Origin of the sequence: Shewanella sp. S23-S33 (genome assembly GCF_043359565.1) — a bacterium.
Lineage (GTDB): Bacteria > Pseudomonadota > Gammaproteobacteria > Enterobacterales > Shewanellaceae > Shewanella > Shewanella oncorhynchi.
Map to the genome: position 1 here is coordinate 219533 of NZ_JBHFFD010000061.1, position 15965 is coordinate 235497.

Here is a 15965-nt window from a genome sequence, read left to right on the forward strand (position 1 = left end):
AACCTGCAGTAACAACTGGTCGTAATAAAAAGGCGGATTAACGATATAAAGTTAATCCGTTTTTTATTGGCCTTTTTTACGTCATCGCTTTGTCTAGGTTAACCTGATTGCTATCAGTTTCATCTATTTGAGCGGCTTCAGGCTCTGCTTGCTCAATATCGAAACTAAAGGCGAGTTGTTCCTCATCACTGTCATTATCATCGATAATATCGTCATCGACGCCATCGGCCCCTAAATCATGCTCCGATTCATCTAAGTTAGCGCTGGGCGTCATATGCTCTTGAATTGATTCAACATCAACCCTTGGGTCCAACGCTGCCGCCAGTGGTGACGAGACTAAGTCGCCCGTCGCCATTATGTAGTCTTGGGTGACATTGGTTTCGACTTTTTGCTGTGAATGTACATAACGTAAACGCACAAAGAGTATTAAGGTACAGGCTGACATAAAGCCATATAACATGTTATTGCCAAACCATTGCATTAATGTCGATGCGATAAGCGGACCGATACTGGCGCCTAAGCCGAAGGTTAATAATATTGTTGCTGATAAGCCTACCCGCTCATTTTGCTCTACTCGAGAGTTGGCAAGCGCTGTGGCGAGCGGATAGAAAGTGAAACCTAAAATACCAAATAGGAAAGTCATCACCAGTGAAATCACCGGATGATAGGGGGTTAAGGCGATAGCTAAGGCTAAGATACCGAGCAATATACAGTTGATACGGATAAGGCGACTGCGGGACATAATGTCGGACAATTTTCCCATTGGCCATTGTGCCAGTAATCCCGCTAAAATCGTTGCCGTCATATACGTGGCGACTTTTTCAGGTGGTAAACCTAAGTTACTGGCGTAGGCGGGAGCGAGACCATAAAACGAACCCACTATCATGCTACCAATCGCGATTGTCGTGAGTGCTTGTGGCGCTTTTTTCCAGTAATAGGCAATTTTGAGTGGGGCAGGAACTAAGGGCGCAGGGTGAAGACGACGCGTGAGTGAAATCGGTACGATACAGAGTGAAAAACAAATTGCGATAAGCAGTAGTGGCTCTAGTCCTAATTCGGGGAAAATACTGATCGCACCTTGGCCCAAGATTAAGCCGAAGTAAGATACGATCATATAACTCGCAAACACTGTGCCCCTTTGATTACTTTCAGCTTGTTCGTTAAGCCAACTTTCTAACACCATGTATTGGCACATCATCCCCATGCCGACCACGAGTCTGAGGAGCAGCCAAACCGCTAGCTCATCCACGAGTGCATGGCCTAATGCCGATGCCGCGACTATGCCTGCACTGGCGACAAAGGCGCGGATATGGCCCACTTGAGCGATAAGTCGATGACCAATCTTAGAGCCTGCCACTAGGCCAACATAGTAGGCCGACATCATGCCGCCAATCCATATTTGTGGCACATTCATCACTGAGAGCCTGAGCCCAAGATAGGTGGTAAGCAAGCCGCCGGCTAATACCATTAATAATGTGGTGCTATATAAAGAGGCGAAAGTGCGCAGCGGATTAGTCATATACAACTCCGAAAACACAAACTAGATTGATAATGAGGAGTGAGTATATCAGGGGTTAGTGTTTATGTTGTGTTGCAAATTGTTGGTAAATCTTGATTAATTGCGCATTTCTGCTCAAAAAATCACTGAATTATGTCGGAACAACTCAAGGGGATGCTTGTAAAGCATTCACATAGACGCCAGCCGAGTAGGCTATTAGCGTCATCTTACTCTATGTATTTCGTCGTATTTTTTAAAAAGAGTTATCTAAAAGTGTAAAGCAAGTTGAAGGTGGTGATGGTATCCATGGGTTGGCTTCCTTCTGGTACCACTTCAGTGTATTTGATGTTCATACCGATCTTAAATGCCCAATCTTGGAACACCAGATTTTTATAGTTCATATCTAAGGTGAGGGTGTTGTTGTTCTCGCCCACTTCCGCGGTGAGATCGGCATTGAGACTGCTGTATTCCTGTAGTTTTTGAGAGAATTTGGCAGCGGTACGAAGAATGACATCTTTTTCGGCATCAGGGTTGGGAATGGTTACCGACTCTGCAGGTAAGTTATATCGATAACCTGGGCCGAACTCGAGACTGAGTTTTGTTTTATAACTACTGATAGCATTGAAACCGTAACCACTCGAAAGCGTTGATATTTGTGTGTAACTACCGAATTGATCCCAAGTAAAATCACCACGTCCGAAGACATAACCCTTAGTCAGTTTATAGTTCGATTGTAACTGTAGCTCATATTTTTCGGAGGTTGTTTGACTTTTTTCTGAGGCAAAATAGGCTTTTAGTGTGGCTTCTTGCTTGGTTTGCTTTGTATCGTAAATCAGTTGGGTTCGACCATTAAAACTGCTGGATTCGGTATTGCCTGTATTCAGTTGCAAGCCGGCTTCGATTTCCGCGGTAAAATCGCTGGGCGGTTCCTGATAATCAGGTGGAACAAGCGCAAGCGCTGGAAATGAAAGGAAAAACAAACTGATTGGCGCAATAACTTTTAGCATTATGTTTTATTCTTGGTTAGCTGATTTCAGACGTCCGAAATGTAGGCGAACCGCCATCATACCTGTATTGATTGGCGAGGCAAAGTTATTGCTTGAGTTTCTGGCTTGCTTTCTGTACTATCTCGCGCTCAAATCAGTCACTATTTTTCGTTCCTTGCCTCCATTTGGTTTGACTGAGCCAATACCGAGGCTACATAACCGTAAGGAGCAATAAATGCGTCATTACGAAATCGTATTTATGGTTCACCCAGATCAAAGTGAACAAGTACCAGGTATGATTGAGCGTTACACAGGTGTTATCACCGAAGCTAACGGCACAATCCACCGTTTAGAAGATTGGGGCCGTCGTCAACTGGCTTATCCAATCCTTGACCTGCATAAAGCTCACTACGTTCTGATGAACGTTGAAGCTAAAGCAGAGACGATCGAAGAGCTAGAAACAGCTTTCCGTTTCAACGACGCAGTTCTGCGTAACATGGTAATGCGTACTAAAGTTGCCGTTACTGAAGCATCTCCAATGGCTAGAGCTAGAGATGAGCGCGATTCACGTCGTGGCCCAGCTGGCGAACGCTCATATGATGAAGCTCACGCTGAAGAAATCGCTGAGTAAGGTAATCTGTGACCACCAATAACTTGGTGTTGTCAGGAACGATAACTCGTTCAAGACGCTTTAAAAGCCCAGCAGGTATTGCACACAGTGTAATTATGTTGGAACACAAATCGCAGCGTTATGAAGCCGAAATGCTCCGCAACGTCTACGTACAAATTCAAGTGATATTGAGTGGCCCACGCTTTGAAAGCGTCGCAGAAGATCTGAAAGCAGGTGTGGAAGTACAAGTGCAGGGCTTTATGACGCTTCAACAGGGGCGTAATGGTCAGAACCGCTTAGTCATCCATGCCGAAAATGTCGAATTGAAAACTTAGGAGACTGTCAACATGGCACGTTATTTCCGTCGTCGCAAGTTCTGCCGTTTCACCGCTGAAGGTGTTGCAGAAATTGATTACAAAGATATCGTTACTTTAAAGAACTACATCACTGAAAGCGGCAAGATTGTTCCTAGCCGTATCACTGGTACTAGTGCTAAATATCAGCGCCAACTAGCTCGCGCTATCAAGCGTGCTCGTTATCTTTCTCTACTGCCATACACTGATTTACATCAGTAATTGCAGTATTCCTAATCGAATATAGAGGATTTGATAATGAACGTTATTCTGCTTGATAAAATCGCTAACCTAGGCAACTTGGGTGACCAAGTTACTGTTAAAGCTGGTTACGCTCGTAACTACCTTTTGCCACAAGGTAAAGCTGTTGTTGCTAACGAAAGCAACGTTAAAGTATTTGAAGCTCGTCGCGCTGAATTAGAAGCTAAATTAGCTGCTGAATTAGCTGCTGCTAACCTACGTGCTGAGAAAATCACTGCACTGGAAGCTGTTGTTATTGCTTCTAAAGCGGGTGATGAAGGCAAACTGTTTGGTTCAGTTGGCAACCGTGACATCGCTGATGCAGTGACTGCTGCTGGTGTTGAGCTGGCTAAATCAGAAGTTCGTTTACCATTAGGCGCTCTGCGTACTACTGGCGACTTCGAAGTTGAAGTTCAGTTACACACTGAAGTTAAAGCTGTTGTTAAAGTTTCTATCGTTGCAGAAGCTTAATTACTCCTTGCTTTAATCTTAGCTTGTATTAAGAGAAACACCGCTTCGGCGGTGTTTTTTTATGGCTGAAATTTAGGATTTGAGTGTATTTAGGTTTTGATATCGGCTCTGCGATGGATTTAAGCAATAGGTGATACGCGCCTACTCATTCAATCTCATCATCCCAAAGTGTATTCGCTGCTAAAATACGAGCCCAAATAAAAGCCGCTTACTGCATAACAGTGAGCGGCTTTTTGTTTAGAGCAACGGATTTAGCTCAAGGTATTAATTTCTCACTAAATCCAATTCTTGGATTAAGTTATCGGCATGGTCGACTTCATCCATCATCCACAGGATATAGCGAATATCCACGTGCACCGCGCGAGTGATGGTTGGGTTGAAGAACCAATCTTTAGTGATAGCTTCATAGGTTGAGTCGAAGTTAAGGCCCACTAACTCACCTTTTCCGTTGAAGACTGGTGAGCCGGAGTTACCACCTGTGGTGTCCACGCTGGATAAGAAATTAACCGGTACTGAGTTAAATTCTTCTGGTTTATCTAAGCAAGAGAACAGACGGCAAATCCAGCCACGGGGATCTTGATAAACCGACTTCACCAGATGATCGCCAAAACGTTGTTCGCTAATCGCATCGAGGAGTTTTTTCGGCGCATTATAGGGCTCAACGCCTGTGTGTTTTGCGACTATGCCATCAAGACGAGTAAACGGCTGTTTATAGAGCGCATCACGTGATTGATAACCATCAACCATGCCATAGCTGATCCGTAGCGTACCGTTGGCGTCAGGGTAGACTGGCCAGTTGTTTGCTTTGTAGTATTCGATCACAGCCGCCATATAATCAGGGCGAGCACTAGATAGCTTGCCGTCTAAGATTTTTTCTGATTTTTCCTGTGCCATATTCGTGTCGTAAAGTGCTACGGCTAAACGAATAAAGGGATCAGCACTGGTTTCGAAAGCGCTTGCATCGGTATTCATCCACGCGAGGCGCTTAGCTTGGTCTGTGAGCGTAGTGAGTGAGTACAAACCATCGAGTTTAGCTGCGAGATCGGCATCTTTAGTGTTCACACTTAGCATTTCATCGAGTGCGGCTACGCGATTTGATTGGCTAAGGTAAGCATTTAAATCCTGTAGCCACAAAGTCTTATCAACAGTGACATCAAAACTTGAATCGATACGTTTAAGACGTGAGCTTAACATAGCAATATCACGTTCTTGGTAGCCTTGCTCACGCTCGGCATCGGGCTTTTGTTTTTCTTTAGCAAGACGGTAGAGGCTGTTTGCTGCGGTTAACAATGTGCTCGATTGGGCATTGGTAAAGTAGTAATTACTTTGGAATGCTTGTTGTTGCTCGGCGAGTAACACTTCTAACTCAGCAATGAGATTTTGATTTAGCTTAGGGTTTTGTTTAAGCCAAGCTAAAAAATTATCTTCACGGCTTTGCTTAATGCCAATGATATCCGTTGCTTTAAAACCCGCTAATAGGCCGTTGAGTTTCTTCATCCGGTTGGCCATTGAGGCCATATTACCTGCGTACTTAATGGCGATATCGGCATCTTTTTGTCCCATAGCCTCGATAGTATCAATCTGTAATTGATAACGCTTAGCTTGGGTTGGGTACAACCAATCACTGGCAAATTTAAGTTCACTGGTCAGGTTGTAACGGCTAGTCGTGCCTGGGTAACCCGCCACAAACACGCCATCACCGGCTTTTACGCCATCGGCATTGACCTTAAGGTAGCTCTTTGGTTGGTAAGGAATGTTATTGTCGCTATACGCGGCGGGTTTGCCATCTTTTCCGACGTAAGCTCGTAGGAAGGCAAAATCACCCGAATGGCGTGGATATTCATAGTTATCAATATCGCCACCATAGCCCCCAACACTTTCAGGTGGTGCGTAGACTAAGCGCACATCGCGGATCATCAATTGCTTGATTAAGTAGTATTCTAAGCCGTTATGGAAACTGCGCACATTACAACGATAGTTAGCATCGGCTTCACAGCTTTTGATGAGCGCTTTACTGTGATTTTGAATGTCTTCGTAACGACTTAGCGGGTCTTGGCTGAGGTCTTTATTGATTTGCGCGGTGACATTGGTCACTGCTTCTGTAATGTATAAACGTTCGTTAGGACCGGCAGAGGGTTCCTTGTCCATCGATGTTGCTAAAAAGCCTTGTTCTAGGTAGTTATGCTCTTGCTTAGTGTTATATTGTATCGCCTTGTAGGCACAATGGTGGTTTGTCACAACTAGCCCTTGGGGGGAGACAAAACTGGCGGTACAATAGCCCAGCCCAACCACAGCGTTCATTGGATAACTTGTCAGATCGGCCAGTTTTTCTGCCGGAATATCAATTCCGCGTTCACTGAGTTTGTCTGCAATTGAAGGCATTTGATAAGGTTGCCATTGTCCTTCGTCGGCAGTTGCTATGCCGGATGTCAGTACTAAGGCCGCAACCAATGCAATACGCATGTTCTTTCCTTATTGATTGTTAGAGTGTCCGTTGGAATGAAATAACAGGCGAGTGTAAACATCCTGTTTGCTTGACGCGGGTTTTATATCATATTTTGTTAAGTTGTTGGAAATCGGGAGCGTTAATGTCACAACAAGGTGCTTTTAAGCCTAAAAGTAAGCCAAGAGATTTGCAGCTTGATGGACTCAAGCTGCCACCGCATTCAATTGAGGCTGAACAATCGGTATTAGGCGGCTTGATGTTAGATGCCGAAGCGTGGGACAGGGTAGCTGAGGCTGTAGTAAAAGAGGATTTTTACTCTCGCTCACATAAGATGATCTTCTCTGCCATGCACAGATTGGTTGATTTAGGGCAACCGATCGATTTGATCACGGTTTCTGAACAGTTAGAAGTTGAGAACCAATTAGAAGATGCCGGTGGTTTTGCCTATTTAGGTGAGATTGCGAAAAATACCCCAAGTGCGGGTAATATTTTATCTTACGCTGAAATCGTCCGTGAACGGGCCGTGGTGCGTGACATGATCCGCGTCGCGCATGAGATTGCCGATGCGGGCTATAACCCAGAAGGTCGTGACTCGGGTGAATTACTCGACCTTGCTGAGAGTAAAGTATTTAAGATCGCCGAGATGCGAACCAATGCTAATGAAGGTCCCGAAGGTATCAAAACTATTCTGGAAAAAACCGTCGATAAGATTGAGCAGCTTTATAACAACCCCCACAACGGTGTGACTGGAGTATCGAGCGGTTTTAACGATCTGGATAAAATGACCGCAGGGTTTCAGTCTGGCGACTTAATTATTGTTGCGGCGCGTCCTTCTATGGGTAAAACCACCTTTGCGATGAACTTGTGCGAACAGGCCGCAATGAATGAAGATAAACCCGTACTTATCTTCAGTCTCGAGATGCCGTCAGAACAGATTATGATGCGTATGCTGGCCTCCTTGGGCCGCGTTGATCAAACCAAAATCCGTACTGGTCAGCTCGATGATGAAGATTGGGCGCGGGTTTCATCGACCATGGGGATCATGCTCGAACAAGGTAAAATGTATATTGATGATGGTTCGGGATTAACCCCGACAGAAGTTCGCAGCCGCGCGCGTCGTATCGCCCGTGAGTACGGTGGTTTATCTATGATCATGATAGATTACCTGCAGTTAATGCAGGTGCCCGCCTTAAAAGATAACCGTACCTTAGAAATTTCTGAAATTTCACGCTCGCTGAAAGCATTAGCCAAAGAGTTGGAAATCCCGATTATTGCCCTGTCGCAGCTTAACCGCTCGCTCGAACAAAGGGCCGATAAACGTCCTGTTAACTCGGATTTACGTGAATCAGGCGCTATCGAGCAAGATGCGGATCTCATCATGTTTATTTATCGCGATGAAGTGTATAACAACGATTCTCAAGATAAAGGCACGGCAGAAATCATCATTGGTAAGCAACGTAACGGCCCCATTGGTCGGGTGCGGCTCACTTTCCAAGGGCAATTTTCGCGTTTCGATAATTATGCTGGGCCGCAGTTTGAAGAAGATTAATTGACGTTTAAAAACAGTCAGTTTGCGTTTGCAGAAGATGAGCTGTATTGATGTATTTTTTATATCCGTGACTTTTTATTTCCTGAGTAAACAAGGTAAATTTTGAACCCTTTTCCCCGTGCAGAAATTAGCAGTAGTGCACTGCAAACCAATCTCGCTGCGTTGCGTCAACAGGCACCAGCGAGTCGTGTGATGGCCGTCGTTAAAGCGAACGGTTATGGTCATGGATTATTGAATGTCGCTAATTGTTTAGTCAATGCCGATGGCTTTGGCCTAGCACGATTGGATGAGGCCTTAGAATTACGAGCGGGCGGCGTGACAGCGCGTTTGTTATTACTAGAAGGTTTTTTCCGTGCCACCGATCTTCCGTTACTCGTCGGGCATGATATCGACACTGTAGTGCACCACAGCTCTCAGCTTGAAATGTTAGAGCAAACTGTGTTGTCAAAACCTGTCACTGTCTGGCTTAAAGTGGATTCAGGCATGCATCGTTTAGGTTTTACGCCCGAACAATTTTCAACGGTTTACGCAAGGTTAATGGCCTGTCCCAATGTGGCAAAACCGATCCATTTGATGACACATTTTGCCTGTGCGGACGAGCCTGAAAACACCTATACCTCAGTACAGATGGCGGCTTTTAATACGTTAACGGCAGGCTTGCCCGGATTTAGAACCTTAGCAAACTCTGCTGGTGCCTTGTATTGGCCTCAGAGCCAAGGCGACTGGATCCGTCCTGGTATTGCACTCTATGGCGTATCTCCTGTTACTGGTGATTGCGGTGCGAATCACGGGCTAGTTCCTGCGATGGAATTAGTATCACAGTTGATTGCGGTACGGGATCATAAAGCCAATCAGCCCGTCGGCTATGGTTGTTTCTGGACCGCGAAGCAAGATACCCGTTTAGGTGTCGTGGCGATTGGTTATGGTGATGGTTATCCTCGCAATGCACCGGAAGGCACACCCGTGTGGGTCAATGGTCGCCGCGTACCCATAGTCGGCCGTGTTTCTATGGACATGTTGACTGTTGACTTAGGTCAAGGTGCGCAAGATAAAGTTGGGGATAGTGCATTGCTGTGGGGTAAGGCATTACCCGTGGAGGAAGTCGCTGAACATATCGGCACTATCGCTTATGAATTAGTTACTAAGCTTACGCCAAGGGTTGCTGTTTGCTTAGCTTAACCCTGACAAATGGAAGTATTCTGGGACACTTTTTAGCAAGAAAAGGGTGATTAAACACCGTTTTCTTTTATGTAAAGTGTCAGGATGAATAATTGTCACTACACGAGTGGTTACTGCAAATAACACTATGAATTATAGGTATTTATTAGCGGGAGAAGTGTTGAACCAGTAGGGCTGAGATAGGCAAAATAGTGGTTTGCAGTTCACCGTTGGCGACGCAATATGTTTTGGACCTGAGGATGAAGCTGTGCTGAACTGGTGTTAGGCGGCAAAATAGACGATAAAAATATCTCAATTCAGGTTACGGTAAACCAGCCGTTCTGATCTTTGTTATCTGGCTTTAAATAAGCGAATGAAACATAAGATCCAGAGCGACAGGATATTTAATGTATTTTGAGCTGACTGGCTTGATGCATTTAAGCTATTAGTTTTCAAAACATATTTCAATATAAGCAGTACCATGCGGGCTTGTAAATGGCATGATAATCTTAGTGCCATTAGCTTTATGGGAAATAGTATGGCCTTTTCCTGATACGACCATAGGAGTGGCCATTTCAAATTCATAGCCTTTTTGACCCAAAAGATTTTTTGCGCCACCAGTCACCATATTCGTAATTTCGCCTACTAAGTCAGTCACTTCCTCGTTAATTTTACCCGGGTTTTCGCCCAGCATATTCTGCATTATCTGCAAAACAAGCTTTTGTTCGAAGGTAATCGACAGTGATCCTTTTGTTTGGGGTCCAACAAGACCGATTAGGCCGGATACATCACCCTTAGCTAAGTTATCTACTTTGATTTGGGGTTTGCCCGGCGTCAAATCCATGCTCGCCATCGTAGATATGACATTGAGCAAAGATTGGAGGAAAGGATTAATAAAATTAACGTTCATGCCTAAGTTTGTCCTCTTTTGAGCCTAAACCATGGAGTAATGGCATTGCTTAAGGCTATTAGAAAAGTTGCTTATCGACAGCAATCTTGATCACACTCTATCAGCTTAGATGAGACCGCTATAAATGTGAGGCTAATTTAAAGATATTCTTATCATTTATCTGAGTTATAGGCCGCTAAAGCTCCATATAACCGTGCCCTTTATTGTTTAGACCGTTTTGTATGATGGTTTATAAGTTTGTTTGGAAGACGCTTATCGTCAAATAGCGTTGTTTTACGTCTCATACATACAAAAAATGGCAATATATCGGCTGGATTAGCCACATTCATAGTGGCTCATGAGTGCCGATGCTGCAAAGTTTTTTAGCCTTTTTATGGAGTAACTCGACTTTTATTTGCACTTGAACTTGTGAGAAGGCGTTGCTACTCAACTCTCTATCCCATCGCGTCTTACGTAATCCCATTTTATATGGCTATTTTCGGCATTGTGGAGTGTTATCAAAAAGGCGTCTTGGCCTTGAGTGTCTTAGCTGACTTTGTAAAAGTACGATGTTCGCTGTAAACTGTCTCACTTTTTGCTTCACCCTAACTGTGCATTTGTAGCGTGTAGTTCCATCAGCGCGAGTTCTAGGATCAATTACATAGAACGCCATTTTGGGTACCCAGTCCTATAATTTTGGATACCTCTCAGGATACCTGACAACGTTAAAATGTGCAAAAATGCGTAAAAATTAGCAAAAATATCAAATTTTCGGATTATAATGAATTTAGATAAAACCCAGCAGCACCAAGGTTTAGCGCCTAAAACACTCGATAGAACCTTTTCCATTGCGCCCATGTTGGATTGGACTGATCGCCATTACCGTTATTTTGCGCGTTTGATGTCGGCTAATGCTTTGTTGTATACGGAAATGGTGACGACTGGGGCGATATTGCATGGTCGTGGTGATTACTTAGCGTATAACCAGGAAGAACATCCTTTGGCGTTGCAGTTAGGTGGCTCTAATCCTGTCGATTTAGCGCGTTGCGCTAAACTCGCGGCTGAGCGTGGCTACGATGAAGTGAACCTCAATGTGGGTTGTCCTTCCGATCGAGTGCAGAATGGTCGCTTTGGCGCGTGTTTGATGGCGGAACCTGAGTTGGTGGCGGAGTGCGTTGATGCCATGAAGCAAATGGTTGATATTCCTGTGACTGTTAAGACACGTATTGGGATTGATGAACAAGACAGCTATGCATTTTTAACCCAGTTTATCGATGTGGTCAGTGCAAAAGGCTGTACGGATTTTACTATTCATGCCCGTAAGGCTTGGCTTCAGGGCTTAAGTCCGAAGGAGAATCGCGAGATCCCGCCGCTCGATTATGAGCGTGTCTATCAACTCAAGCGCGATTATCCCGCGCTCAATATTGGCATTAATGGCGGTGTTACTACACTCGAGCAAGCGCAACTCCATTTAGCGCAGCTCGATGGCGTGATGATGGGGCGTGAGGCCTATCAGAATCCTTATATTCTGGCGCAGGTGGACCAAATATTGTGTGGCAGTCAAAAAGCAGTGATCAGCCGCGAGGCTGTGATTGAGGCTATGTTGCCTTATATCGAAGCACATTTGCAGTCGGGTGGGCGACTTAATCATATTACTCGCCATATGATCGGGTTATTCCAAGGCTTACCGGGTGCCCGTGCGTGGCGTCGTTATTTGAGCGAAAATGCCCATAAAAACGGCGCTGGGATAGAAGTGGTAAAGCAGGCTTTTCAGAATATTCAGGCTGAAGTTGTAGAGTAATTCCACTCGACTTAAAAGATGGTGAAATTTACTAATTTGAGTAGTATTTTTCACCACTTGTTATTTTCCAATCCATCCCTATATCTCATCTTGTCCACATAAATTTTTTTAAAATGATTAAAATCATAATCTTAAAAATATTTTATAAGTTGGCACGCAGTTTGTAATACTCCTTTCGTCAAGTTAATTAATCGAAAGGGATGCCATCATGTTTACGTTAACCATTAAAAAATCAGTACAAATGAGTGTGTTATTAGGCGCGTTAGTCGGTAGCGTTGCAGCACACGCAGAAGCCGCACCAATATCAGATGTTGTGGGAACTATTGAGCAAACGTTAACTGCGCAGACACAAGAATTGTTCGTCAGTGTAAAGCGTGAATTTGTGATGTCATTGCAAACACAACTGGCTGAAAGTATTTATGACTTCAACAGTCAACTTAGCTTAAACGCTGAAAATAAAGGTGAATCGGCAGGTGCCGATGAATATAGCGCTAAGTAAAGGATCTGCTTATGTGGTTTGTAGCACCTTTGATGACATTGCTACTGTTACCTGTAATTAGTCTTGCGTTGTTTTCAGGCATTATTTGCTGGTTTCAGTGGCATAGTGTTAGTGATAAATAAGTTAGCGATGAACTGAGTCGAGGTTTTAGATGAAACGATTAAAAGTGCGTATGGAGAGTCCAGAGCGGTTAGTGTGTGGTGTTGCTGCAGGCATGGCGTGGAAATTTGATTGGTCTTGTTTTTGGACTCGTGCGGTGTGGGCTGGTGCAGTTGTATTTATGCCGGGTGTGAGTTTGCTAATTTACTTTGTTTTAGCATTGTTAGTTGACCAATGGAAAAAACCAGCCTAAGCATGCAGTGATGGCTTGTGTTGATGAGCTAATAAGTGGCTTGTTTTGATTTAAAATGATGCAGTTAAACCTATCAACAAGAGGGCACTTTGACCCTCATGCGAAAATGTATGTGCATACTACTTTTTCAAAAAAGCTTGAAATCTGCTTTTGGCTTCATCACTTTTTAGCCTAGCGCTAAATTGTTCAAGTTCTTGGTGCATTTGGTGTTGTACACGATTTTTATGCGGACGCATTAATTGACGTGTGATTTGTAGTGCTTGTGGCGGTTGATTTGCCAATTTTTTTGCCTGAGATAGTGCATAACTGAGTAAATCTTCATGGGCCACAATTTCGTTGATCATATTGAGTCTATGGGCCGTCTCGGCATTAAAACTTTCACCAAGTAGCAGTAACTCAGCCGCTTTTTGATAACCAATGAGTTCTGGTAAGAGTAGGCTAGCCCCCGCTTCCGGCACGAGAGCCAAGTTGACGAAGGGAAGTTGAAATTTCGCCGTGTTGTCAGCGTATACCAGATCGCAATGTAGCAGTACGGTTGTACCTATACCGACGGCGGCACCAGAAACAGCAGCCACCAGAGGTTTTTTGAGTTCGAGCAGACAAAATAAGAAACGTACTGCGGGATGATTTGGCCCTAAGTCACTATTTTTCAAAAAGTCAGCAACATCATTGCCTGAGGTGAAACAATTATCTTGGCCATGGAGCATAAAGGCACGAATGTCGTTGTCTGCTTCACCTTCGATCAGGTATTCTGTCAGTTGTTTATACATATTAAGATCAAGTGCATTGCGTTTATCAGGGCGATTAAAGCTAATAATACGCACGCCCTGATCATCCTGAACCTGTATATGACTCATGGGTTGTTTCCTTTACGACGACATTGGGTAGACATGGAGTTTAAGACATTGAAACCAATATTCAAACAGCTGTTTAATTGTCTAGTTTTATCTTGTGCATCATTTTCAGCGTTGGCGAACGTAGTCATGACTGAAGGTCATATACGCGCCATGCCTGAGACAGTACCAAATACTGCCGCTTACTTTACGCTTGAAAACCACACAGATAAAGCGATTCGTCTTATCGGTGTCAGTACGACTGTGGCAAAGGATGCCCAATTACACACGATTATCGAAGACCAAGGCATGGTGAAGATGCGCCATGTTGAAGGTTTTGACATCCCCTCCCATGGCACATTAACGTTAACGCCGTCAGGGGATCACGTCATGTTGCTTGGCTTAAAAGCACCATTGGTGTTAGAGCAACAAGTTGAACTGCAATTAGAGTTTGACGGTGGCGAGAAAATGGCAATTACCCTGCCTGTTAGTAAAGCAGTAGAAAACGCCGCAGAGCAAGAGCATCATCACCATCATTAAGGAGTCGCTTGATGCAAATTACATGGAAAAAAGTTACCGGGGTCGGTTTATTTTTAGTATTAATCGGTTATGGCGTGAGTGTATGGTGGAGTATCGAACCGGATCCGATTATCCCTCAACAATTAACAGCATCCAATAAGAATATTGTTGGGTACGCTACCACTACATCGCTAATCCTCACAGTCGAAAATTTACTCGATAAGCAAGGTGGTTGGTTATCAAACGATGTGATGCCACCTTCCATCTTCATGGATAACATGCCCGCATTTGAATATGGTGCTTTGGAGCAAGCCCGTGATTTAGCTTTGATTATGCGTAAAGAGTTTAGCCGCTCACAGTCACAATCTGCGGCGGACAAAGATTTAGGCGAAGCCCAATCTAAGCTCAATATTGACCACACTAGCTGGTTAGTACCCAGTGCCGAAAGCGAATATCGCGATGCAATCAAATTGCTGAAGCTTTATCGTGCCCGCATGATGGACCCTAATAATCAAGATGCACAGTTTTATGCCCGTGCTGACAACCTTAATGAATGGTTGAAAGAAGTGCAGAAACGTCTGGGCAGTATGTCGCAGCGTTTATCTGCCAGCGTTGGCCAAGAGCGTTTAAATACAGACCTAGCTGGTGACAATTCGGCGCGTCAATCAACCCCAAATTTGACCAGCCATCAGGTAAAAACCAGTTGGTGGAAAATTGATGATGTCTTCTATGAGAGCCGTGGTGCTTCATGGGCGTTGTTGAACTTTATGCGTGCTGTTGAAGTCGATTTTGCAGATGTCTTAAAGAAGAAAAATGCTGAAGTGAGCCTAAGACAGATCATTCGTGAGCTGGAGGCGACTCAGCAAACTGTCTGGAGCCCTGTTGTGCTGAATGGCAGCGGTTTTGGCTTAGTCGCTAATCATTCATTGGTTATGGCTAACTATGTGTCGCGTGCGAATGCCGCGGTGATTGATTTAACGAACTTGCTATCTCAAGGTTAATTATGAAAAAAACTCTCCTCGCCAGTGCGGTATTAGGATTCTGTATGGCCTCATCTGCCCAAGCGGCCACTGTGGTCGGTTTCACAATTGGTGGTGACTACTGGCGCGCCGATACTAGCGGTACTTTTGCTGATAAAGGTCAACCACAACAAACATTTGATTACAGTTCATCTGCTCAAGGCAGTTATTGGATTGCAGTTGAGCACCCATTGCCATTTGTCCCTAACATTAAAATCCGTGAAAATAGCCTAGATCAGAAAGGCAGCATGTCTGGTGCTGATTTCAACTTCAATGGGCATGATTTTAAAGGTAATGTTACTGCTTATACTGATTTGAGCAACACAGATTTCGTGCTGTATTACGAAATATTGGATAACGACATAGTGTCGTTGGATCTCGGTGCAGCATACAAGTTAATGAATGGTTCACTGCGTGTTCAAGATCCTGGCCATCCAGAAGAGAAAGATGTCGATAGCGGTATTGTGATGGGTTACGCCAGTACGCATGTAGGTATGCCTGGCTTAGGCTTGTACGGTTTTGCTGATTTGATGCAGGGCGTCAATGAGTCAAGCGTGCACGACTATGCAATTGGTTTAGGTTGGCAATTTGATGGTTTGGCCGTCGATACGCGTGTACGTGTAGGCTACCGTGAATTTTTATTCGATGTGAGTAATTTCTCGGGTGTGAGTGCTGATACTAAATTTAAAGGTTATTTTGCGGGTGTTGAAATCAACTTCTAATTTTGTTGATTTTAACTTCT

17 protein-coding genes are annotated in these 15965 nt (G+C 44.3%); 12 read left to right on the forward strand and 5 right to left on the reverse strand.

What is annotated here, in order from left to right; genetic code table 11:
- Window positions 1-76: 76 nt before the first annotated feature.
- Together ACHA99_RS16950 and ACHA99_RS16955 are read right to left on the reverse strand one after the other, a co-directional pair.
- Window positions 77-1519 carry an MFS transporter gene (locus tag ACHA99_RS16950; protein WP_173246886.1) on the reverse strand — a complete coding sequence of 481 codons (1443 nt, stop codon included), beginning with the start codon at window positions 1517-1519 and terminating at the stop codon, window positions 77-79.
- 242 nt (window positions 1520-1761) lie between these two features.
- A complete protein-coding gene (locus tag ACHA99_RS16955; RefSeq protein ID WP_219255974.1) occupies window positions 1762-2505 on the reverse strand; it encodes a YdiY family protein in 744 nt (247 codons plus the stop codon).
- Window positions 2506-2719: 214 nt separating this feature from the next.
- Here ACHA99_RS16955 and rpsF point away from each other — a divergent pair, with 214 nt between their 5' ends.
- From rpsF to rplI, 4 genes are read left to right on the forward strand one after another with little or no spacing between them, the layout of a single operon-like run.
- Window positions 2720-3115: a 30S ribosomal protein S6 gene (rpsF, locus tag ACHA99_RS16960; RefSeq protein ID WP_105251410.1), complete on the forward strand. Its 396-nt coding sequence runs from the start codon at window positions 2720-2722 to the stop codon at window positions 3113-3115.
- Window positions 3116-3123: 8 nt separating this feature from the next.
- Window positions 3124-3429 carry a primosomal replication protein N gene (priB, locus tag ACHA99_RS16965; RefSeq protein ID WP_105251411.1) on the forward strand — a complete coding sequence of 102 codons (306 nt, stop codon included), beginning with the start codon at window positions 3124-3126 and terminating at the stop codon, window positions 3427-3429.
- A gap of 12 nt (window positions 3430-3441) precedes the next feature.
- Window positions 3442-3669, forward strand: coding sequence for a 30S ribosomal protein S18 (gene rpsR, locus ACHA99_RS16970; RefSeq protein ID WP_006083042.1), 228 nt, complete (start codon window positions 3442-3444; stop codon window positions 3667-3669).
- Window positions 3670-3705: 36 nt separating this feature from the next.
- A complete protein-coding gene (gene rplI / locus ACHA99_RS16975) occupies window positions 3706-4158 on the forward strand; it encodes a 50S ribosomal protein L9 (protein WP_113939970.1) in 453 nt (150 codons plus the stop codon).
- A gap of 264 nt (window positions 4159-4422) precedes the next feature.
- Here rplI and ACHA99_RS16980 read toward each other — a convergent pair whose 3' ends face one another.
- Window positions 4423-6621 (reverse strand): S46 family peptidase, encoded by a 2199-nt coding sequence (locus tag ACHA99_RS16980; protein WP_393943994.1) that lies wholly within the window; start codon window positions 6619-6621, stop codon window positions 4423-4425.
- Window positions 6622-6746: 125 nt separating this feature from the next.
- Here ACHA99_RS16980 and dnaB point away from each other — a divergent pair, with 125 nt between their 5' ends.
- Window positions 6747-8153: a replicative DNA helicase gene (gene dnaB / locus ACHA99_RS16985; protein WP_105251415.1), complete on the forward strand. Its 1407-nt coding sequence runs from the start codon at window positions 6747-6749 to the stop codon at window positions 8151-8153.
- 102 nt (window positions 8154-8255) lie between these two features.
- On the forward strand, window positions 8256-9332 hold the full coding sequence (alr, locus tag ACHA99_RS16990) for an alanine racemase (protein WP_219250590.1): 1077 nt from the start codon (window positions 8256-8258) through the stop codon (window positions 9330-9332).
- A gap of 424 nt (window positions 9333-9756) precedes the next feature.
- On the opposite strand, the gene ACHA99_RS16995 is transcribed toward alr, so the two are convergent.
- Window positions 9757-10221, reverse strand: coding sequence for a chemotaxis protein CheX (locus ACHA99_RS16995; RefSeq protein ID WP_105251417.1), 465 nt, complete (start codon window positions 10219-10221; stop codon window positions 9757-9759).
- 760 nt (window positions 10222-10981) lie between these two features.
- On the opposite strand from ACHA99_RS16995, the gene dusA reads away from it, so the two are divergent.
- From dusA to ACHA99_RS17010, 3 genes are all read left to right on the forward strand, one after another.
- On the forward strand, window positions 10982-12001 hold the full coding sequence (gene dusA, locus ACHA99_RS17000) for a tRNA dihydrouridine(20/20a) synthase DusA (protein ID WP_393943997.1): 1020 nt from the start codon (window positions 10982-10984) through the stop codon (window positions 11999-12001).
- A 208-nt stretch (window positions 12002-12209) separates the two neighbouring features.
- Window positions 12210-12500, forward strand: a complete 291-nt coding sequence (locus tag ACHA99_RS17005) for a hypothetical protein (protein WP_173246873.1) — start codon at window positions 12210-12212, stop codon at window positions 12498-12500.
- A gap of 151 nt (window positions 12501-12651) precedes the next feature.
- Window positions 12652-12852 (forward strand): PspC domain-containing protein, encoded by a 201-nt coding sequence (locus ACHA99_RS17010; protein WP_113941528.1) that lies wholly within the window; start codon window positions 12652-12654, stop codon window positions 12850-12852.
- A gap of 119 nt (window positions 12853-12971) precedes the next feature.
- Here the strand turns inward: ACHA99_RS17010 and ACHA99_RS17015 are convergent, their stop codons facing one another.
- Window positions 12972-13709, reverse strand: a complete 738-nt coding sequence (locus ACHA99_RS17015; RefSeq protein WP_028761866.1) for an enoyl-CoA hydratase — start codon at window positions 13707-13709, stop codon at window positions 12972-12974.
- A 33-nt stretch (window positions 13710-13742) separates the two neighbouring features.
- Here ACHA99_RS17015 and ACHA99_RS17020 point away from each other — a divergent pair, with 33 nt between their 5' ends.
- From ACHA99_RS17020 to ACHA99_RS17030, 3 genes are read left to right on the forward strand one after another with little or no spacing between them, the layout of a single operon-like run.
- Complete coding sequence (locus tag ACHA99_RS17020) at window positions 13743-14225, forward strand: copper chaperone PCu(A)C (RefSeq protein ID WP_113941529.1); 483 nt, start codon at window positions 13743-13745, stop codon at window positions 14223-14225.
- A gap of 11 nt (window positions 14226-14236) precedes the next feature.
- Window positions 14237-15205: a DUF2333 family protein gene (locus ACHA99_RS17025; RefSeq protein ID WP_393944000.1), complete on the forward strand. Its 969-nt coding sequence runs from the start codon at window positions 14237-14239 to the stop codon at window positions 15203-15205.
- Between the two features lie 2 nt (window positions 15206-15207).
- Window positions 15208-15945, forward strand: a complete 738-nt coding sequence (locus ACHA99_RS17030) for a TIGR04219 family outer membrane beta-barrel protein (RefSeq protein ID WP_028761742.1) — start codon at window positions 15208-15210, stop codon at window positions 15943-15945.
- Window positions 15946-15965 lie beyond the last annotated feature (20 nt).